This is a genomic window from Bacteroides sp. HMSC067B03 (genome assembly GCF_001811315.1).
GTDB lineage: Bacteria > Bacteroidota > Bacteroidia > Bacteroidales > Bacteroidaceae > Bacteroides > Bacteroides faecis.
The window spans coordinates 1-18,537 of sequence record NZ_KV804361.1; the positions used below are offsets into that span (position 1 = coordinate 1).

The window sequence follows — 18,537 nt, forward strand, 5'->3', positions numbered from 1 at the left end:
TCCTCAATTTATAATTTAGTTCATTTCTGTACAGAAAGAAACAAACTGAAAACAACCGGGTTTTCGGGTTGATCCGGATATAGGATGGATTGAAATAAGAACGGTGGACAATTGAATAGCTCAATTCGTCCACCGTTCTTTATATTACCTTTATAAAAATAAGCTTCTGTTCTATTGACAGTCTCTATTAAATAGAAAGTTCTTTCAGTACATTGACCAGATCTCTCTTGACCGGCTTATCGTTTTTGATAGCCTTGCTGAATGGTACATAAACGATTTCATCATGTTCGATACCTATCATTACATTACGCTGGTCTTCCATGATAGCGTCGATAGCAGCGGCACCCAAGCGGCTTGCCAGAATACGGTCGTGAGCTGTAGGACTGCCACCGCGCTGCAAGTGTCCCAGGATCGTTACACGTACGTCATATTGCGGATATTCATTTTTTACACGTTCCGCATAGTGCATGGCACCACCTGTCAGTTCGCTTTCCGCTACCAACACGATACTACTGTTTTTTGATTTACGGAATCCGTTCTTGATAAATTCTTCCAGTTGGTCGACTTCCGTACTAAATTCCGGTATGATGGCTGCTTCAGCTCCCGACGCGATGGCACCATTCAGTGCGAGGAATCCGGCATCACGTCCCATCACCTCTACAAAGAACAGACGTTCGTGTGAAGTGGCGGTGTCGCGGATTTTATCTACTGCATCCAGAATGGTATTCAATGCTGTATCGTATCCGATGGTGGTATCTGTGCCATAGAGGTCATTGTCAATCGTTCCCGGAAGTCCGATACATGGAACGTCAAATTCCTGCGCAAAGATTCGGGCACCTGTCAGTGAACCGTCACCACCAATGATGACCAAAGCATCAATGCCTTCTCTCTTCATATTATCATAAGCCAGCTGGCGACCTTCCGGTGTAGTGAACTCCTTACAACGGGCTGTTTTCAGAATCGTTCCGCCCAGTTGGATGATATTACTTACGTTTTGGCTCTTGAACTCTTTGATTTCGCCTGTCACCAGACCTTTGTATCCTCTATATATACCTTTTACTTGTAGTCCGTTGTAGATAGCCGCACGTGTTACTGCGCGGATAGCCGCATTCATACCCGGGGCATCACCTCCGGAAGTCAAAATACCGATACATTTAACTGTTCCCATAACAATCTTTCATTAATTAGTTTGACGTGGCAAATGTACAACAAAAAGTTGAAAGCGGTGTTTCATAAGTTTTTTTTCGTGTGTCGAAACCATTAAAAATATTCAAATTGTTCCTTCTTTCTTTCTTTTTATTCTTTTGGGAGGGAGAAAATACCAGTCCTTTGACACATTGTTAATCTTTTATTAATAGCCGGATATGGTCATGTATTTTTTCCATCAGCCATTTGGGAGTGGAAGTCGCCCCGCATACTCCGATAGATTCCACATTCTGAAGCAAAGAAGGGTCGATTTCTTTCTCATTGTCGATCAGGTGTGAGTTCGCATTCACTTTCAGGCATTCTTCAAAAAGCATTTTCCCATTCGAACTCTTTTTTCCGCTGACGAAAAAGATAAGATCGTGTGTAGCCGCAAACTCTCTGAGATTGGGCATACGGTTGGCAACTTGGCGGCAAATCGTATCATAATATTCGAAAGTGGCATCCGGTGAAATGTGGTGTTTGATGTATTCCACAATCTCCTGAAACTCATCCAAAGATTTGGTGGTCTGCGAGAAAAGCCGGATACTTTTGCTGAAATCAAGCTTTTTGGCTTCTTCCGCACTTTCGATGACAATGGCTTGGCCACCCGTTTGTCCCACCAGTCCCAGCACTTCCGCGTGACCGTTTTTGCCGTAGATAACAATTTGCTTTTCTTCAAAGTCTTCTTTTCGGAACTCTTGCTTGATGCGCTTTTGGAGTCTCAGTACAACCGGGCAGGTAGCATCGATGATTTCAATGTTATTTTCTTGGGCAATCTGGTAAGTTTCCGGTGGCTCTCCGTGCGCACGGAGCAACACTTTGGCATTGCGTAATTGTCTGAATTCATCGCGGTTGATGGTAATCAGTCCCATCGCTTTCAGCCTGTCTACTTCCCGGCTGTTGTGTACAATATCCCCCAGGCAATAGAGGGTTTCTCCTTTTGCCAGTTCTTCTTCCGCTTTGTGGATGGCTGTGACCACCCCGAAGCAGAAGCCGGACCCTTCATCTATCTCTACTTTTATCATACACTCAACTTCTGTCCTCTACTTATTAACAATTTTCCCGAACTGTTCCGACAGCCATTCTTTCTGTTGCTCAATACTCAGATTGGAGTTGTCGAGCAGTAAAGCGTCATCTGCCTTACGCAATGGGCTCACTTCGCGGTGCTGGTCGATATAATCCCGTTGCTTTACGTTTTCCAGAATTTCTTCAAAACTGCCTTCCTGTCCCTTTGCTTTCAGTTCGTCAAAACGGCGTTGGGCACGAATCTCCGGAGTAGCCGTTACGAATATTTTCAGTTCCGCATCCGGAAAAACGGTGGTCCCGATGTCACGTCCGTCCATCACAATTCCCTTTTCTTTTCCCATGGCCTGCTGCTGTGCCACCATCGCTTCGCGTACAAAATCAAGCGCACTGATAGGACTGACCTTTGACGAAACCCCCATTGTACGGATTTTATTCTCCACATTCACCCCGTTGAGGTAAGTGTCCGGGCGTCCCGTTTCCGGATTCGGACGGAAGGAAATCTGAATATCCTTGATTGCTTTTTTCAACTTCTCCGTATCGATGACATCTCCGTCGAATATCCCGTTCTCAATACTATATAAGGTGACTGCGCGGTACATGGCTCCACTGTCTATATAAATGTATCCTACTTCGCGGGCGAGGTCTTTGGCCATTGTACTTTTTCCGCAGGACGAAAAACCGTCGATTGCGATTGTTATCTTTTTCATATTTATCTGGTTCTTATTTTACTCGCCAAAGATACGCTTATTTTGAAAATCCGCCATAGATTTGACTGTAAAAGCAACTGAATGAGTATGAAAGAATTAAAAAAGTTAAAAAGCCGGATAAAAAGAGACGAAGAGACGGACGGTTATCTGAAAATGTACTATATTTGCCCAGAGACACATAGGAAGACACTTTTTTTATTAATCATTATATTAACAAAATTATGGAAGTTAAAAAATCACCCAAGGCAGACCTGGAAGGAAAGAAGTCCACATGGCTGCTGATCGGTTACGTGGTGGTATTGGCTTTTATGTTCGTGGCGTTCGAATGGACCCAGCGTGATGTGAAAATCGATACAAGCCAGGCAGTAGCTGATGTCGTTTTTGAAGAGGAAATCATTCCTATTACCGAAACCCCTGAACAAGCAGCACCACCACCACCCGAGGCTCCGAAGGTGGCCGAATTGCTGGAAATTGTCGATGATAAGGCAGATATTGAAGAATCAACTACCATTCTTAATGAGGATAACACACCGAAAGTAGAAGTAAAATACGTACCGGTGCAAGTAGTTGAAGAAGAGCCGGAAGAACAGACTATCTTTGAAGTGGTAGAAAACATGCCGGACTTCCCGGGTGGACAAGCAGCATTGATGCAGTATCTGGCTAAAAACATTAAATATCCGACTATCGCACAGGAAAATGGTACTCAAGGTCGTGTTATCGTACAGTTCGTTGTGAACAGAGACGGTAGTATCGTAGATGCAAAAGTTGTACGTAGTGTAGACCCGTATCTGGATAAAGAAGCTCTCCGTGTGATCAACACGATGCCGAAGTGGAAACCAGGTATGCAGCGTGGTAAACCGGTTCGCGTTAAATTTACAGTTCCTGTAATGTTCAGATTGCAGTAATTTGTAACACCAATACATTTAAGAGGCTGCGAATGCAGCCTCTTTTTATTCATTAATCTTCATTTTCATCATGTTTACAGCATCTCAATTACTTGATAAAATAAATAACCATATTTCTGAACTTCAGATAACCCGGACTCCGAAAGGACTCTATGAACCAATCGAATACATCCTTTCTTTGGGGGGGAAGCGGATACGTCCTGTATTGATGCTGATGGCATATAATCTGTATAAGGAAGATATTTCGTCTATTTATGACCCAGCTACTGGTATCGAAGTTTATCATAACCACACTTTGTTGCATGATGATTTGATGGATCGCTCGGATATGCGTCGGGGAAAGCCGACTGTGCATAAAGTCTGGAACGATAATACTGCTATTTTGTCGGGCGATACCATGTTAATATTGGCTTTCCGGTATATAGCCGGCTGTGCACCGGAGCACTTGAAAGAAGTTGTTGACTTATTTAGTCTGACTGCATTGGAGATTTGTGAAGGACAGCAGTTGGATATGGAATTTGAGTCGCGCAGCGATGTTGCAGAGGACGAATATATTGAGATGATTCGTTTGAAAACAGCTGTATTGCTTGCCGCAAGCCTGAAGATTGGCGCGATTCTGGCAGGAGCATCTGCCGCTGACGCGGAGAATCTTTATAATTTCGGAATGCAAATAGGAGTTGCATTCCAGTTGCAGGATGATTTACTGGATGTTTATGGCGATCCGGAAGTGTTCGGAAAGAAAATCGGTGGAGACATCCTTTGCAATAAAAAGACATACATGCTGATCAAAGCACTGGAACGTGCAGATGGAAAGCAGCAGGAAGAACTGAACGGTTGGCTGAATGCAGAGAATTGTCAGCCGGCAGAAAAAATAGCCGCAGTTACCGAAATCTATAATCAGCTGGCTATCCGCAGCGTTTGTGAAAACAAAATGCGCGAGTATTATACACTTGCTATGGAAAGCCTTGAGGCAGTTGCGGTTGCCGGAGAGAAGAAGAAAGAACTTAAAAGTTTAGTGAAATTGCTAATGTATCGGGAAATGTAGTAAAGTGGGAGAGAAATGCCTTACAGACGATTGCCAAATACGGATCAAGCCAGAGTACGGGCGCTGAAAGCAGCGGTCGAGAAGGGTGATGTGTATAATGTGCGGGATCTGGCTATCTCATTGAAAACATTATTTGATGCCCGTAATTTTCTGTTGAAGTTTGAAGCTGCGCAAATTTACTATACACAATGTTATGATAATCAGTCGAGAGCCAGTCGCAAGCATCAGGCGAATGTGAGAATGGCACGGCTGTATATTTCTCACTTTATTCAGGTGCTCAATCTTGCAGTGCTCCGTGATGAGATCAAACCGGTGCATAAAGAACTGTATGGGCTTCCCGAAGCGAATGTGGTGCCGGATTTATTAAGCGAAGCATCTTTGGTAGAGTGGGGGAGGAAAATTATTGATGGCGAGCAGCGGCGAATCTCTCAAGGGGGAATCCCCATTTATAACCCGACTATTGCACGCGTAAAAGTGCATTACGATATTTTTCTGGATAGCTATGAACGTCAGAAAGGATACCAGTCCGCAACAAACCGGAGCTTGGATGAGTTGGCCTCGATGCGTGACCGTGCTGATGAACTGATTCTGGATATATGGAATCAGGTGGAAGCCAAGTTTCAGGGAATAAATCCCAATGAAACCCGATTGGAAAAATGTCGTGACTATGGGCTGGTATATTATTACCGCTCCAATGAGAAAGTGAAAGAAGAAAGCGAATTATCATGTTAATAGATACTCATTCCCATCTGTTTTTAGAAGAATTTTCCGATGACCTGCCACAGGTAATGGAGCGTGCGCGGCAAGCCGGCGTTTCGCGTATTTTCATGCCCAATATTGACAGTACGACAATTGAACCGATGCTGTCGGTCTGCGCGGATTATCCGGAATATTGTTATCCGATGATCGGGCTCCATCCTACTTCGGTGAACGAGTCGTATAAACAGGAGATGGCAATTGTCCGGGAGCGTTTGGAAGCCCCTCATCACTTTGTGGCCATTGGAGAAATCGGACTTGACTTGTATTGGGATAAAACATTTTTGAACGAACAATTGTACGTTTTTGAGAAACAGATAGAGTGGGCGCTCGAATATAAATTACCTATTGTGATCCATTCGCGGGAAGCATCCGACTATATATATAAGGTGATGCAACCTTATAAAAACACAGCTTTGACCGGTATTTTTCATAGTTTCACCGGGAGTGCGGAAGAAGCAGCCCGATTACTGGAGTTTGACGGTTTTATGTTGGGAATCAACGGAGTGGTCACCTTCAAGAAATCCTCTCTGCCGGAAGCCTTGTTGACGGTACCTTTGGAGCGAATAGTGCTTGAAACGGATTCCCCCTATCTGACCCCTGTACCCAATCGGGGAAAAAGAAATGAAAGCGCGAATGTGCGCGATACCTTCCTGAAGCTGGTTGAAATATATCAGACCACCCCGGAGCACCTTTCACAAGCCACTTCCGAAAATGCACTAAAAGTGTTCGGAATGGTCAAATAAGGTTCCAAAGGTTTTAAATTATATTAATTTGCAGTATTTATTTAAGATAAAAAAGGGATAATGCTTTAGGAAAAGAAAAAAAAGGATACATTTGTAGCTGAAAATGCGGAAAACTCATAAGGAGAGGTGCTCGAGTGGTTGAAGAGGCACGCCTGGAAAGCGTGTATACGCCAAAAGTGTATCCGGGGTTCGAATCCCCGTCTCTCCGCAGAACAAAAGTTGAAACGTGAAGTAAATACAATAAATAATAATCAATTAATTAATCTTAAAAATTAGACACACAATGAAAAAGTTATTTGCAATTGTTGCTGTGATTGGGGCCTTTACATTTGGCTCAATTCAACTTGCTCAGGCTCAAGACGCTCCTGCTGCAGAACAAACTGAACAACAAGCTGCTCCTGCTGCTGCTCAAGCTGCTCCGGCTGCTGCCCCTGCTGCAGAAGAAGGTGGTATTCACAAAGAAATCAAAGTTAAATTCATCGAAGGTACTGCATCTTTCATGAGTTTGGTTGCTATTGCTTTGGTAATCGGTTTGGCTTTCTGTATCGAACGTATCATCTATTTGAGCTTGGCTGAAATCAACACAAAAAAATTCATGGCATCTATCGAAGCTGCTTTGGAAAAAGGTGATGTTGAAGCTGCTAAAGACATCGCACGTAACACCAGAGGTCCTGTTGCTTCTATCTACTATCAGGGTTTGATGAGAATCGACCAGGGTATCGACGTAGTTGAGAAGTCAGTAGTATCTTACGGTGGTGTACAGGCTGGTTACCTTGAAAAAGGATGTTCATGGATCACACTGTTTATCGCAATGGCTCCGTCACTCGGATTCTTGGGAACTGTAATCGGTATGGTGCAGGCATTTGATAAGATCCAGCAGGTAGGTGATATCTCTCCGACGGTTGTTGCAGGTGGTATGAAAGTTGCCTTGATTACAACTATCTTCGGTTTGATCGTTGCTTTGATTCTTCAGGTATTCTACAACTACGTACTTGCTAAGATTGAAGCTCTTACAAGCGAAATGGAAGATTCTTCTATCTCTTTGCTTGACATGGTAATCAAATATGATCTGAAATACAAAAAATAATTCGAAATGAGTAAGTTAACATATAAAGCATCGTACTACGCGCTGTATGCGATGTTTGCCATCATACTGATCGTAATGGGTGTCTTCTTCTTCGGAGGAGACGCTACAGGCGATGCAGTAATTCCGGGAGTAGATCCCGAAATGTGGCAGCCGGCTCAAACAGATGCCTTACTCTACTTGATGTATGTTTTGTTTGGTTTAGCTGTTGCAGCCACTATTATTGCTGCTGTATTCCAATTTGGTGCAGCTTTGAAAGATAATCCGGCAGGCGCTATCAAGTCTTTGCTTGGTTTGGTTCTTTTGGTTGTTGTTTTAGTTGTAGCTTGGGCTATGGGTGACGGAACACCGATGAATATTCCTGGTTATGATGGTAGTGACAACGTTCCTTTCTGGCTGAAAATAACTGATATGTTCCTTTATTCCATCTACATCCTGTTGTTTGTAACAATCGTTGCAATCATCGCGAGTGGCATAAAGAAAAAAATATCATAATCAATTGAGGATACTCAATTTAATAAGTAATAACAATGGCAAGAGGAAAAAGAAAAGTTCCTGATATTAACTCAAGTTCTACGGCGGATATCGCTTTCTTGTTGCTGATCTTCTTCTTGATTACAACATCAATGGATACAGACCGTGGTTTGGCAAGACTTTTGCCTCCACCACCCGAAGATCAAGATCAAAAGAATACGGATAAGATTAAAGAACGTAACATTTTGCAGGTATACTTGAATAAGGATGATGCTTTGATGTGCGGTAATGATTATATCGGTGTTGATCAGCTGAGAGAAAGAGCTAAAGAATTTATTGCGAATGCCGGTAATGCGGAGCATATGCCTGAAAAGACACAGAAGAATGTGGAATTTTTTGGTACGACTCTCGTTAACGACAAGCACGTAATTTCTTTGCAGAATGACCGCGGGTCTTCTTATCAGGCATATATCAGCGTGCAGAACGAACTTGTTGCTGCATACAATGAATTGAGAAATGAATTAGCTCTTCAGAAATGGCAGAGACCTTATGAGGAATTGAATGACGAACAGCAAAAAGCAATTCGTGAAATCTATCCGCAGAGAATTTCTGAGGCAGAACCTAAAAAATACGGAGAAAGGAGGTAAGTAATGGGAAAATTTAATAAAACTGGTAAACGTGAAATGCCGGCATTGAATACTTCTTCATTGCCTGACCTTATCTTTACTTTGTTGTTCTTCTTTATGATTGTAACAACAATGCGTGAGGTTACTTTAAAAGTACAGTTCACACTTCCGGAAGGTACTGAGCTCGAAAAACTGGAGAAGAAATCACTGGTAACATTCATTTATGTGGGTGAACCGACTCAGGAATATCGTGCGAAAATGGGTACTGAAAGTCGTATTCAGCTCAACGACAGCTACGCTGAAGTGGGCGAAGTACAAGACTTCATTTTCCAGGAACGCGCAAGTATGAATGAGGGTGACCAAGCTAAGATGACTGTGTCTCTGAAAGTAGACCAAAAAACAAAAATGGGTATTATCACTGACGTGAAGAATGCTCTTAGAAAATCTTACGCTTTGAAGATTAACTATTCGTCTACTAAACGTGGTGAGAAATAAACAGTTAATTTGATATATAAGAAAGGGTGTCCAAGCAATTGGACACCCTTTCTTTTTTGATGCTGTTTGTATTTTGTCAGGTTTTGCCTGAACTTATATTTCAAGTTGCTTTATTCTTTGACTCCATAAACTACTGTGTGAAGTTTATGTCTTATTTCTTCATAATCCTTTTCTGCATCCAGATTACCGTGCACCATCAGATACATGGGCAGGAAGTCATCTCCTGCTTTGTAGGGTGGTTGATAGTAATCTTTTTCCCAAAGTGTGAATCCATGGCGTTGGTAGAAATTGATACGGCGTTTAGCCATCTCCTCTACCGGGCGTTCCACTTCCAGAACAATGGGGTATTTTAGGTGTTCACACAGGTGCTCTAAAGTGCGTTTGCCGTAACCTCCGTTGCGCAATGCCGGATTGGTGGCGAAATGCTCTACATAGTAGAATCTGTCAAAGTCCCAATATGTGATAAAGCCGATAGGCAGGTCATCATCAAAAATGATATTATTATGGAAGTTGCCTATCCGGTCTGTGTATTCACGAAGATGCTCCAGTTGGCGGTATTCTTCCGGTGGAAACGATTCGACAAGAAGTTCTTCCATAAATTTGTAATGTTGCACGTCCGATGTAGTAATCGGTTGAAATCTGATCATACGGTTTGGGTTTTTAAGTTTGACAATATTGCTTTTCTGTTATTATATTAGTTGTTTTTATACCGGTTGTTTTTATATCGGTTGTTTTTTTATATCGGATACATAAGATTTCTGATCGAATTCTTATGACTGCCTGTGACTAAGGAACATAGAACTCGATAATCCGTTGGATAGCACGCCGGCAGACCGGGCAAAATTCGGGATATTCGTTCGTTTTCATACGGCAATTGAATGCGGGACGGTATATGCCTTTGGCTGAGTAACCACCGCCTTCATATACACCTACCGGATAGCTTTGGTGTTGTGTGGCAGGGGTGGGGACAGGTGTATTCGGTGCAAGCATATCCTTCCATTTTGAGGCGAAGTTTACCCGCGTACTGATATTTTGTTCCCATGGTTCTACATCCAGCGGATAGGTGTCCGTCATTACATCGTCTTCATAAAAATACTCATCCGCCAAGCCCGCAAAACTATGTCCGAATTCGTGGACTACTACTGGCTTGAACATGGCATGGTGAGCAGTAGTCAGCGTATATGAGTTGTAGATTCCTCCTCCACCGTACACATCTGTATTGGCAAGAATAATAATGTGTTCGTAAGGAATACCTGCCAAGGCATTATGGATGGCTTTCACCCGGCTTGTAGTCAGATAACGGTCTGAGTAAAAAGTATCAAAATGGGAATGAACAGCCGTGTGCTTCCATTGATTCTCGCGGGGCACACTGACTCCGCTGTCAACAGACGGGCTGGCTACAGCCACTATGTTGAACTTGTTTTTCATTGACCGGAATGGTTCATGAGAAAACAGGCTTTCACAGGCTTTCTGCGCATCCTGATAGAATACATTCATTTCTTTTTCCGTATATCCCTCTGCCAAGATAGCTACATCTATGCACTCTTTTTCGTTACCGCTGCGAAGCATGTATCGATGTGGGGTGACATGTGTTGTTCCGCGTTTGTGAATCAAAATATCTTCCGGGCGGACAATATGCTTAAAACTGGTCATCACTTCCTTGCGGGGAGTAAATAGAACAACTTCTACTTCTGCCGGCTGTTTGGGATAGGGAAGTAAGAAACTGTTTTCGAAGCCCCGTGCCGTTTCTTTGGCTTCATCGGTGGACAACCACTCTTGAAACAGTGAAGAAAAGGAATGCTTATAAATACATTGTCCCGTAGCGAGATCTTTTACGATGATCTGCCCGTTGCCTTCCAGCGGAAGCTCGGACAAATGATGCTCACGACCTGCCCAGGAAGGAAGTTGTGATAACTCATCCAGATAGATGGCTTGCTGTTTATTGTTTCCGGTGAAAATGTAGTCCACCCTCAGCGTTTTATCCTGAAAATAATCTGCAAAGTTTTGCGCATAACTTCCTGCTGATGCCAGGAAAAAAAGAAGAATACTGCAAATTTGTTTCATATAAATAGTATATTTATGTTTTTCACAAAGGTACGAACTATTGTTGACTTATTCGATATTTGCAAATAAAAGTAATAAATCATAGTATTTGTTGCCGAAAAATAGCTAACTTTGCATGAAAGATTCATTGATTAAAACAATTTGATTCAAAAATGGGACATCATCAATTAGATGCTTTAGATGAGCAAATTCTGAAATTAATAGCAGGGAACGCGCGTATTCCTTTTCTGGAAGTAGCCAGAGCATGTAACGTTTCCGGGGCGGCTATCCACCAGCGCATTCAGAAGTTGACTAATCTGGGAATATTGAAAGGGTCGGAATATGTCATCGATCCTGAGAAGATAGGATATGAAACTTGTGCTTATATCGGTATATATCTGAAAGATCCGGAATCCTTTGATTCGGTAACAAGAGCTTTGGAAGCAATTCCGGAAGTAGTCGAATGTCATTTCACTACAGGTAAATATGATATGTTTATCAAGATTTACGCGAAGAACAATCACCACTTGTTGAGTATCATCCATGATAAGTTGCAGCCTCTGGGATTGGCGCGTACTGAGACATTGATCTCCTTCCATGAAGCCATAAAGCGGCAGATGCCCATTATGGTCGACATAGAAGATGAAGATTAATTGTATTAAATAACAGACTTACTGTTTCACGTAATCTACAAAAGCATACGGGCAGAGATGTTTCTCATCCACAGGATGAGCCTCTCTGCTTTTTTCGTGCCATTGAGCGGGAGATACTTCCGGGAAGAAGGCATCAGCTTCGGGGGCAAGGTCATTTATTTCCGTCAGACAAAGCTCATCGGCAAAGGGAAGTGCCTGTCTATAAACGCTTGCGCCTCCGAGGATATATATATGCTCGTCTTCCTTGCAACTTTGCAAGGCTGCTTCCAGTGATGGAAAGACTTCTGCGCCGGGACATACTGTTTCCGGTCGGGAGGATAACACAATGTTCCTGCGGTTGGGCAGTGCCCCTTTCGGGAGCGATTCGAAGGTCTTTCTTCCCATGATAATCGTGTTTCCGGTGGTCAATGCTTTGAAACGTTTCAAGTCGTTGGGCAACCAGAAAAGCAGTTTATTCTGAAAGCCGATAGCCATTCGACGGTCTACGGCGGCGATGATTGATACTTTACTCATGTCTTTTTTTATACCGCTACTATTCCGGCAATATGTGGATGCGGGTCGTAATTCACCAGTTCGAAGTCTTCGAACTTAAAGTCGTAAATACTCTTCACATCCGGATTAATCTTCATTTGAGGCAATGCGCGTGGTTCGCGGCTGAGCTGTAATTTAACCTGTTCCAGATGGTTCAGGTAGATATGGGCATCACCGAGTGTATGAATGAAGTCTCCCGGTTTCAGTCCTGTTACTTGCGCCATCATTTGCAACAGGAGCGCGTATGATGCGATGTTGAACGGAACTCCGAGAAATATGTCCGCGCTGCGCTGATAAAGTTGCAGGCTCAGCCGACCGTCTGCCACATAAAACTGGAAGAAGGCATGGCAAGGAGGAAGATTCATATTCTTTAAATCAGCTACATTCCAAGCACTTACAATGATACGGCGGGAGTCGGGATTGTGCTTGATGGTCTCTACGGCTTCGCTGATCTGGTCGATGAATCCACCGTCGTAGTCGGGCCACGAACGCCATTGATAGCCATAGATATGTCCTAAGTCACCGTTTTCGTCCGCCCATTCGTTCCAGATGCGCACGCCGTGTTCTTGCAGATATTTCGCATTCGTATCCCCTTGCAGAAACCAGAGCAACTCGTAGATGATTGATTTCAGATGCAGTTTTTTAGTCGTCAGACATGGGAAACCCTCGTCGAGGTTGAAACGCATCTGATGCCCGAATACGCTGATCGTTCCGGTTCCTGTGCGGTCACTCTTTTCTGTTCCTTCGGTTAGTACGCGATGGAGTAAATCTAAATATTGTTTCATAGCGAATAATTTTCCAATAAATGGGTGCGATGCAAAATTACAAAAATGGAGTGAATAAATTGGCAAACCATCCGACGAACTTCTTCCACGGTGAGCGCTTTTTCCAGAACTCGGGTGTCAGTTGCGTACAATGCTCTATATCGTTCCGGAACATTTCGTTCAGTTCCCCTGTGATTTCCTTGTTAAAGATGAAAGCATTCGTTTCGTAGTCGTACCGGAGGCTGCGGCTGTTCAGGTTGGCGGTGCCTACTGTGCAAAAAATGTCATCGACCATCATTATTTTAGAATGATGGAAGCCGCCATTATACATATATACAGTGGCTCCTCTCTTCATCAGTTTATGGAGTTTGTAGAGGGCGGCATCCGGTGTAAACGGGATGTCGGAGGCGGAAGAAACCATGATTGTCACATCTACACCACGTTCAATCGTACGCTGGAGCGCTTTGTTGATGGAGGAAGTCGGTACGAAATACGGATTGACGATGTGCACGTTCTTTTGTGCCGAATAGATGGACATCGCATAAGCATGACTGAGCATGCGGCTGTTTTTCTTCGGTGTACGGTCGACAATGGCGACTACTACCTGGGTGCTGTCCGACTGTCCCTTGTGGAGGGGGAAGTAGGCTTCGCCACCGATGTTTTGTTTAGTCTCTTTGTTCCATATGGTGAGAAATATTTCTTGCAGATCATTGACAGCATCCCCTTCGATTCTCATGTGCATATCACGCCATGTACCGATTTTGGGGAGTCCGTTGATGTAATAGTCGGCGATGTTCATTCCTCCCGTATAGGCGACTTCACCGTCGATAACGGCTATTTTCCGGTGGTCGCGGTGGGCCGCATGGTTGATATATGGGAAGGTGAACGGATCGAATTTGACAATCTCGATTCCCTGTTCGCGTATTTTCTTGAGATGCTTTTTTTTGAGCGGTTTGTTGTTCGACCAGTTGCCGAACGCATCGAACATGGCCCGTACTTCCACCCCTTCTTTCACTTTTTCGGCCAGTAGGGCAAATAACGCATTGGCTATCGAATCGTTGCGGAAATTAAAATATTCCAGGTGGATATGATGTTTGGCCTCACGGATGGCGCTGAATAAATCGATAAACTTCTCTCGTCCGCTTTTTAGCAGCTTGACTTTGTTATTGTCGGATATAGGAATCCCCGACTCTGACAAGAAACGTAATACAAGGGAATCGCTTGTCAGGGCTATAGAGTCTCTGGGGTGTGTCATCAAACTGTCGATGACATCCGCTTGAGCACGGAATAAAGACAAAAACAGGAATAAAATAAATATACGTAGTTTCAAAACTCTTCTCGCTATTTTAGTTTACAAGGTAACAAAGATACAACATCTATGTTTGGAGCTATCGGGAGATAAGGATATATTTATTATAATTTAACAGAAAAAACAACAGGGAATCTTTTCAATAATAACGGAGCCCGGTGTAATAGGAGCTGATCAGACTGCTCTCTATTCTAATGTTTCTTCAATGATAACTTGAGTCCGATGTAATAAGCACTCGTCTGTTTTTTCCTTTTTTTGGGGGGGAAAGGAAAAGGTAAAAGGGGGCAGTCCGGAAACCCTGTTTGAACTCCATACTGTGCTGATATGAACTAATGATTCTTTTTTTAGACATAAGCCCCAAAGAACAAATTTGCTATAAAAGCTATGCAGGAAATATGTTCTTTTGTTCTTATGTCTAAAGTCGATTCAAAACGAATCGGAAAAGAATATATTTAGGCACGGATTACACGGATTTCACGGTTTTAGTGCTATGATTACGTAAAACAACCGTGTTAATCCGTGTAATCCGTGCCTAATCCTCAATTTATAATTTTGTTCATTTCCGTACAGAAAGAAACAATCAGAAAACAACCGGGGTTTCAGATTGATCCGGTAAAAGCTTTGTAAATAGGTGTCAATAAGTTCTTTACCTGTTTACAAAGCTTTCTGTTTCTGCTTCCGTCGTAGTGTCACAGCAGTGCCAAGGTTTGTCACGGCTGTTCCCTTCGGGTGTCAGGGTTGTGCCAACGGGCTGTCACAGTTGTGCCACCGCGATGGCACTGCTGTGACAATGCAATGGCACAACTGTGACAAGCCGTTGGCACAAGGTACGGCAATGCTTGTTATGCCAGCGATACTACTTTCCGTCCGGCCATGAAAAGCAGGACGACCGTTGCAATGATGATTGATTTCGGATCGAGGCTGGCTGCACCGTGGTTGATCATGCCGATCAGTACTTCCCTCAGTGTTTCCCATACAGCTTGCAGTCCGCCCAGAGTGATGAAGAGCACTGCTCCTACTGTCATTACAAATAGCGTCCAAAGACGTGCCAGTCGATTGCTGCGATCGGGCAGTTGGTGCATGACGCGACGGCTGAATCCGTTGTCGGCTATTTCCCGCTTGTTCTCTGCGAAGAAATCTTTCAGAAGTTTATCATTATCTATTTCCGTCATAACCGTTTCTTGTTAAATACGTTGCTAATTTCTCTTTTCCACGCGACAGGTGGCTTTTCACTGTTCCTGCCGGTATTCCCATGATTCCTGCAATCTTGTCGATGCTTACATCTTCCATGTAAAACAGCGTGATGCAGGTTCGTTCCACTTCCTTCAGCGATTTGAGTGACTGATAAACATCCATTGTCTGCCCTATGTTCGCTTGTTCCGTGTAGTTGGCAGCGTCTACTTCCCTGGTATCCAGGTCCGCCATCTCCTTTCGGCTGCGAATATAGTCATAAAATATATTATAAGCAATACGATACAGCCACGTAGAGAAACTCGACAAGTTTCGGAAAGAAGCCAGATTGGTGTATGCTTTGATGAAGGTATCTTGCGCCAGATCGTCACTCAATTCGTTGTCACCGCAGGTCAGATGCAGGAAGAAACGTCTGACAGGCGACTGGTACTTTTGCACCAACTGGTCGAAGGCCCTGGTGTTTTTGAACACCACGACCTGTGCGACTAGTGATATATCGTTGAGTTGGCTCATTTATTTTCTTCGTTCTTCTCTTCGTCGTTTTTCTCCGGGATTCTTGTTTCGTTCCTCTCGGTGGCGGACTCTGACTCTGTATTGACAGCTTCGTTTTTTTCTTCGGTGAAGCGAGTGTTGAAATTGCCGGTTCCGGTGTTCCTGCCGTTTTTCTCTCTGTCTGTGAATGAGGTCCGGTAGGTGGACTCTTGGTTATTTTGTTGTTTGTAGCCGACCAGCCATTGCCCGATTCCCATGAACATAACGAGCAGTCCGATCGCTCCGATTCCGAATTCGCCGGTAATCGCCCAGAGGAATATGAAGAGTCCGATGCCTGTGAAGGTGTTTCTGATACCTTGCGTGCGTTGATCCGTCGGTTTGCTTTCCCGGATGAATCCTTCCGGCAGCGGCTGTCCGGCTGCAAGTGCCTGTTCGGCAAGGCGATAACGTGCCTTCCGGTTCTTGTAGCGGAAGAAGAAGACTACAAATATGATGAATACTGGCATTCCGAAAATGGCAATGATGCTGATAATGGCTACCAGAATGCCTCCTCCGACTGCATTTCCGAAATTATTGAACGGGAAGTCGTCATCGTCAGAAACGATGGAGATACTTGCTTTTCCGTGCGGTCCGCGAGGGGTGCTCGCTTTGCTTGTACTTACATGGGTGGTATCGGCGTCTTCGTCATCCATGCCGACCACTGTCACGGCAGTGTTGCCGGCATTTGTTTTTGCATCTTTGTCCTTGGTCACGGTCACTTTTACGTTTCCGGTAGAATCGTTGATAACAGTGGTCTGTTTCTGGGCATTTGCCAGAGAAAAAATGGTCATCAGGACCAGTAAAGCAATTACAATTCGTTTCATATGATTATTTTTTTATTTGTTTCTTTGTCTGTTAGACGTAGTTCGTATGTCAGAAAGTTGCAAAGAGACGAAATATTTTTGATATTTGCAGGAATTAATAAATGAAAAATGAATTTACCCGCTTCTTTTATCGACTATACCCGCGCCTTGCTGGGCAACGAAGAATATGAAAAACTGGCTGTCGCCTTGCAGCAAGAACCTCCTGTCAGCATTCGATTGAATGAAAAGTTGGGAGCACTTTCACAAAATGCCGGCGCAGCCCATTCTTCATTCTTCATTCATCATTCTTCATTAAACAAAGTTCTTTGGGCATCCGACGGCTACTACCTTGATGAGCGTCTGACGTTTACGTTCGATCCGTTGTTTCATGCCGGTTGTTATTACGTGCAGGAGGCGTCGTCCATGTTTGTGGAGCAGGTGTTGCGGCAATATGTCAATGCTCCGGTGATGATGCTCGATCTTTGTGCGGCACCCGGCGGGAAGTCTACTCATGCGCGTAGTGTGCTTCCCGAAGGAAGTCTGCTCGTGGCGAATGAGGTGATCCGAAACCGTTCTCAGGTGCTGGCGGAGAATCTGACTAAGTGGGGGCATCCGGATGTGGTCGTAACCAACAATGATCCGGCTGATTTCTCAGCACTTTCGTCTTTCTTTGACGTCATTCTGACTGATGTACCCTGTTCGGGTGAGGGAATGTTTCGTAAAGATCCCGTAGCTGTGGAGGAGTGGAGCCCGGAAAACGTAGAAATCTGCTGGCAGCGTCAGCGGCGGATTATTGCGGACATCTGGCCTTGTCTGAAACCGGGAGGTATATTGATATATAGTACGTGTACCTATAATACCAAAGAAGATGAAGAGAACGTACGCTGGATTCAGGAAGAGTTTGGTGCCGAACTGCTGCCTTTGGATGTCCGGGAAGAATGGAATATAACGGGGAATTTACTCAATGGAGAGGGCGAGTTTCTGAAGAGTTTTCCTGTCTATCATTTCCTTCCCCATAAGACAAAAGGCGAAGGTTTCTTTTTGGCCGCACTTCGCAAACCGGAAGTGGAAGAGGAGGAGAATGTTGTATTTTCTTTTTCCAAAGTGAAGGCTGCAAAGAAGAAAGATAAGAAAGGAGGGGCGGTGACTTCTTCTCCTGTTTCGAAAGAAAATAGGACGTTGGCAGGCAGTTGGCTGAACAGTGAAAATGCTGAAAGATATGCTCTGTTGGCGGAAGAAAAAGAGGTAAAAGCCTTTCCGCAGCAATATATGGATGAGCTGGCTGCCATGAAGCAGTATTTGAAAGTGGTGCAGGCAGGTGTACTGATAGGTGAGGTGAAGGGAAAGGATCTGAGTCCTGCTCATGCGTTGGCTATGAGTGCTTCACTTTTGCGGCAGGATGCTTTTGATACGGAAGAAGTGAGTTATGAACAAGCTATCGCTTATTTACGAAAAGAGGCTATCGCCTTGTCGGAAACAGCCCCTCGCGGTTATGTATTGCTTACTTACCGGAATATTCCTCTCGGATTTGTGAAGAATATCGGTAATCGGGCCAATAATCTTTATCCGCAGGAATGGCGCATCCGTAGCGGGTATTTGCCGGAGGAGATACGGACTTTTTAAAATGAAGAATGAAGAATGGGCTGCGCTATCACGCTGCACA

The 18,537-nt window shown here is 44.0% G+C and carries 21 protein-coding genes and 1 tRNA gene; 11 read left to right on the forward strand and 11 right to left on the reverse strand.

Annotation, left to right across the window (positions count from 1 at the left end; genetic code table 11):
- Positions 1-187: 187 nt before the first annotated feature.
- The 3 genes from pfkA to cmk all read right to left on the reverse strand — a co-directional run bounded on the left by pfkA (position 188) and on the right by cmk (position 2,918).
- Positions 188-1,168 (reverse strand): 6-phosphofructokinase, encoded by a 981-nt coding sequence (pfkA, locus tag HMPREF2794_RS13300; RefSeq protein WP_008761048.1) that lies wholly within the window; start codon positions 1,166-1,168, stop codon positions 188-190.
- Positions 1,169-1,340: 172 nt separating this feature from the next.
- Complete coding sequence (locus tag HMPREF2794_RS13305; RefSeq protein ID WP_010539292.1) at positions 1,341-2,210, reverse strand: 4-hydroxy-3-methylbut-2-enyl diphosphate reductase; 870 nt, start codon at positions 2,208-2,210, stop codon at positions 1,341-1,343.
- A gap of 18 nt (positions 2,211-2,228) precedes the next feature.
- Positions 2,229-2,918, reverse strand: coding sequence for a (d)CMP kinase (cmk, locus tag HMPREF2794_RS13310; RefSeq protein ID WP_010539291.1), 690 nt, complete (start codon positions 2,916-2,918; stop codon positions 2,229-2,231).
- Between the two features lie 221 nt (positions 2,919-3,139).
- Between cmk and HMPREF2794_RS13315 the strand changes: the two genes are divergently transcribed.
- The 9 genes from HMPREF2794_RS13315 (at position 3,140) to HMPREF2794_RS13355 (ending at position 9,049) form a co-directional block, all read left to right on the forward strand.
- Positions 3,140-3,823: an energy transducer TonB gene (locus HMPREF2794_RS13315; protein ID WP_010539290.1), complete on the forward strand. Its 684-nt coding sequence runs from the start codon at positions 3,140-3,142 to the stop codon at positions 3,821-3,823.
- A gap of 70 nt (positions 3,824-3,893) precedes the next feature.
- Positions 3,894-4,868, forward strand: a complete 975-nt coding sequence (locus HMPREF2794_RS13320) for a polyprenyl synthetase family protein (RefSeq protein ID WP_055271445.1) — start codon at positions 3,894-3,896, stop codon at positions 4,866-4,868.
- A gap of 15 nt (positions 4,869-4,883) precedes the next feature.
- Positions 4,884-5,600: a hypothetical protein gene (locus HMPREF2794_RS13325; RefSeq protein WP_022302133.1), complete on the forward strand. Its 717-nt coding sequence runs from the start codon at positions 4,884-4,886 to the stop codon at positions 5,598-5,600.
- Positions 5,594-6,370 carry a TatD family hydrolase gene (locus HMPREF2794_RS13330; protein ID WP_055271443.1) on the forward strand — a complete coding sequence of 259 codons (777 nt, stop codon included), beginning with the start codon at positions 5,594-5,596 and terminating at the stop codon, positions 6,368-6,370. Before HMPREF2794_RS13325 ends, HMPREF2794_RS13330 begins: the two co-directional genes overlap by 7 nt.
- Before the next feature lie 120 nt (positions 6,371-6,490).
- Positions 6,491-6,578, forward strand: a tRNA-Ser gene (locus HMPREF2794_RS13335).
- Positions 6,579-6,653: 75 nt separating this feature from the next.
- Positions 6,654-7,457, forward strand: a complete 804-nt coding sequence (locus HMPREF2794_RS13340) for a MotA/TolQ/ExbB proton channel family protein (protein WP_008766463.1) — start codon at positions 6,654-6,656, stop codon at positions 7,455-7,457.
- A 6-nt stretch (positions 7,458-7,463) separates the two neighbouring features.
- Positions 7,464-7,949, forward strand: coding sequence for a hypothetical protein (locus HMPREF2794_RS13345; RefSeq protein ID WP_070751662.1), 486 nt, complete (start codon positions 7,464-7,466; stop codon positions 7,947-7,949).
- A gap of 35 nt (positions 7,950-7,984) precedes the next feature.
- Positions 7,985-8,575, forward strand: coding sequence for an ExbD/TolR family protein (locus tag HMPREF2794_RS13350; RefSeq protein ID WP_010539285.1), 591 nt, complete (start codon positions 7,985-7,987; stop codon positions 8,573-8,575).
- Between the two features lie 3 nt (positions 8,576-8,578).
- Positions 8,579-9,049, forward strand: coding sequence for an ExbD/TolR family protein (locus HMPREF2794_RS13355; protein ID WP_010539284.1), 471 nt, complete (start codon positions 8,579-8,581; stop codon positions 9,047-9,049).
- A 110-nt stretch (positions 9,050-9,159) separates the two neighbouring features.
- Here HMPREF2794_RS13355 and HMPREF2794_RS13360 read toward each other — a convergent pair whose 3' ends face one another.
- Together HMPREF2794_RS13360 and HMPREF2794_RS13365 are read right to left on the reverse strand one after the other, a co-directional pair.
- Positions 9,160-9,696: a GNAT family N-acetyltransferase gene (locus HMPREF2794_RS13360; protein ID WP_010539283.1), complete on the reverse strand. Its 537-nt coding sequence runs from the start codon at positions 9,694-9,696 to the stop codon at positions 9,160-9,162.
- A 139-nt stretch (positions 9,697-9,835) separates the two neighbouring features.
- A complete protein-coding gene (locus HMPREF2794_RS13365; RefSeq protein WP_070751663.1) occupies positions 9,836-11,113 on the reverse strand; it encodes an IgA Peptidase M64 in 1,278 nt (425 codons plus the stop codon).
- 152 nt (positions 11,114-11,265) lie between these two features.
- On the opposite strand from HMPREF2794_RS13365, the gene HMPREF2794_RS13370 reads away from it, so the two are divergent.
- Entirely contained in the window at positions 11,266-11,745 is a 480-nt protein-coding gene (locus HMPREF2794_RS13370; protein WP_008761061.1) for an Lrp/AsnC family transcriptional regulator, read from the forward strand.
- An 18-nt stretch (positions 11,746-11,763) separates the two neighbouring features.
- Here HMPREF2794_RS13370 and HMPREF2794_RS13375 read toward each other — a convergent pair whose 3' ends face one another.
- From HMPREF2794_RS13375 to HMPREF2794_RS13400, 6 genes are all read right to left on the reverse strand, one after another.
- Entirely contained in the window at positions 11,764-12,258 is a 495-nt protein-coding gene (locus HMPREF2794_RS13375) for a dihydrofolate reductase (RefSeq protein WP_070751664.1), read from the reverse strand.
- 8 nt (positions 12,259-12,266) lie between these two features.
- Complete coding sequence (locus HMPREF2794_RS13380) at positions 12,267-13,061, reverse strand: thymidylate synthase (protein WP_010539280.1); 795 nt, start codon at positions 13,059-13,061, stop codon at positions 12,267-12,269.
- Between the two features lie 37 nt (positions 13,062-13,098).
- Positions 13,099-14,370 (reverse strand): cardiolipin synthase, encoded by a 1,272-nt coding sequence (gene cls / locus HMPREF2794_RS13385; protein WP_010539279.1) that lies wholly within the window; start codon positions 14,368-14,370, stop codon positions 13,099-13,101.
- Positions 14,371-15,191: 821 nt separating this feature from the next.
- Positions 15,192-15,521, reverse strand: coding sequence for a DUF5056 domain-containing protein (locus HMPREF2794_RS13390; RefSeq protein ID WP_010539278.1), 330 nt, complete (start codon positions 15,519-15,521; stop codon positions 15,192-15,194).
- Entirely contained in the window at positions 15,505-16,053 is a 549-nt protein-coding gene (locus tag HMPREF2794_RS13395; RefSeq protein ID WP_010539277.1) for an RNA polymerase sigma factor, read from the reverse strand. Before HMPREF2794_RS13395 ends, HMPREF2794_RS13390 begins: the two co-directional genes overlap by 17 nt.
- Positions 16,050-16,895 (reverse strand): DUF6249 domain-containing protein, encoded by an 846-nt coding sequence (locus HMPREF2794_RS13400; RefSeq protein WP_010539276.1) that lies wholly within the window; start codon positions 16,893-16,895, stop codon positions 16,050-16,052. The genes HMPREF2794_RS13395 and HMPREF2794_RS13400 overlap by 4 nt, the downstream gene beginning before the upstream one ends.
- Positions 16,896-17,003: 108 nt before the next feature.
- Between HMPREF2794_RS13400 and HMPREF2794_RS13405 the strand changes: the two genes are divergently transcribed.
- Positions 17,004-18,497, forward strand: a complete 1,494-nt coding sequence (locus HMPREF2794_RS13405; protein WP_022301003.1) for a methyltransferase RsmF C-terminal domain-like protein — start codon at positions 17,004-17,006, stop codon at positions 18,495-18,497.
- Positions 18,498-18,537 lie beyond the last annotated feature (40 nt).

Bases quoted from the DNA above. Each gene is read 5' to 3' on its own strand.
- cmk (WP_010539291.1), bottom strand. From the start codon at position 2,918: ATGAAAAAGATAACAATCGCAATCGACGGTTTTTCGTCCTGCGGAAAA.
- HMPREF2794_RS13350 (WP_010539285.1), top strand. From the start codon at position 7,985: ATGGCAAGAGGAAAAAGAAAAGTTCCTGATATTAACTCAAGTTCTACG.
- HMPREF2794_RS13305 (WP_010539292.1), bottom strand. From the start codon at position 2,210: ATGATAAAAGTAGAGATAGATGAAGGGTCCGGCTTCTGCTTCGGGGTG.
- HMPREF2794_RS13380 (WP_010539280.1), bottom strand. From the start codon at position 13,061: ATGAAACAATATTTAGATTTACTCCATCGCGTACTAACCGAAGGAACA.
- HMPREF2794_RS13375 (WP_070751664.1), bottom strand. From the start codon at position 12,258: ATGAGTAAAGTATCAATCATCGCCGCCGTAGACCGTCGAATGGCTATC.
- HMPREF2794_RS13315 (WP_010539290.1), top strand. From the start codon at position 3,140: ATGGAAGTTAAAAAATCACCCAAGGCAGACCTGGAAGGAAAGAAGTCC.
- HMPREF2794_RS13365 (WP_070751663.1), bottom strand. From the start codon at position 11,113: ATGAAACAAATTTGCAGTATTCTTCTTTTTTTCCTGGCATCAGCAGGA.
- HMPREF2794_RS13345 (WP_070751662.1), top strand. From the start codon at position 7,464: ATGAGTAAGTTAACATATAAAGCATCGTACTACGCGCTGTATGCGATG.
- HMPREF2794_RS13370 (WP_008761061.1), top strand. From the start codon at position 11,266: ATGGGACATCATCAATTAGATGCTTTAGATGAGCAAATTCTGAAATTA.
- HMPREF2794_RS13355 (WP_010539284.1), top strand. From the start codon at position 8,579: ATGGGAAAATTTAATAAAACTGGTAAACGTGAAATGCCGGCATTGAAT.
- HMPREF2794_RS13325 (WP_022302133.1), top strand. From the start codon at position 4,884: ATGCCTTACAGACGATTGCCAAATACGGATCAAGCCAGAGTACGGGCG.
- HMPREF2794_RS13330 (WP_055271443.1), top strand. From the start codon at position 5,594: ATGTTAATAGATACTCATTCCCATCTGTTTTTAGAAGAATTTTCCGAT.
- HMPREF2794_RS13320 (WP_055271445.1), top strand. From the start codon at position 3,894: ATGTTTACAGCATCTCAATTACTTGATAAAATAAATAACCATATTTCT.
- HMPREF2794_RS13390 (WP_010539278.1), bottom strand. From the start codon at position 15,521: ATGACGGAAATAGATAATGATAAACTTCTGAAAGATTTCTTCGCAGAG.
- HMPREF2794_RS13395 (WP_010539277.1), bottom strand. From the start codon at position 16,053: ATGAGCCAACTCAACGATATATCACTAGTCGCACAGGTCGTGGTGTTC.
- HMPREF2794_RS13360 (WP_010539283.1), bottom strand. From the start codon at position 9,696: ATGATCAGATTTCAACCGATTACTACATCGGACGTGCAACATTACAAA.
- pfkA (WP_008761048.1), bottom strand. From the start codon at position 1,168: ATGGGAACAGTTAAATGTATCGGTATTTTGACTTCCGGAGGTGATGCC.
- HMPREF2794_RS13340 (WP_008766463.1), top strand. From the start codon at position 6,654: ATGAAAAAGTTATTTGCAATTGTTGCTGTGATTGGGGCCTTTACATTT.
- HMPREF2794_RS13405 (WP_022301003.1), top strand. From the start codon at position 17,004: ATGAATTTACCCGCTTCTTTTATCGACTATACCCGCGCCTTGCTGGGC.
- HMPREF2794_RS13400 (WP_010539276.1), bottom strand. From the start codon at position 16,895: ATGAAACGAATTGTAATTGCTTTACTGGTCCTGATGACCATTTTTTCT.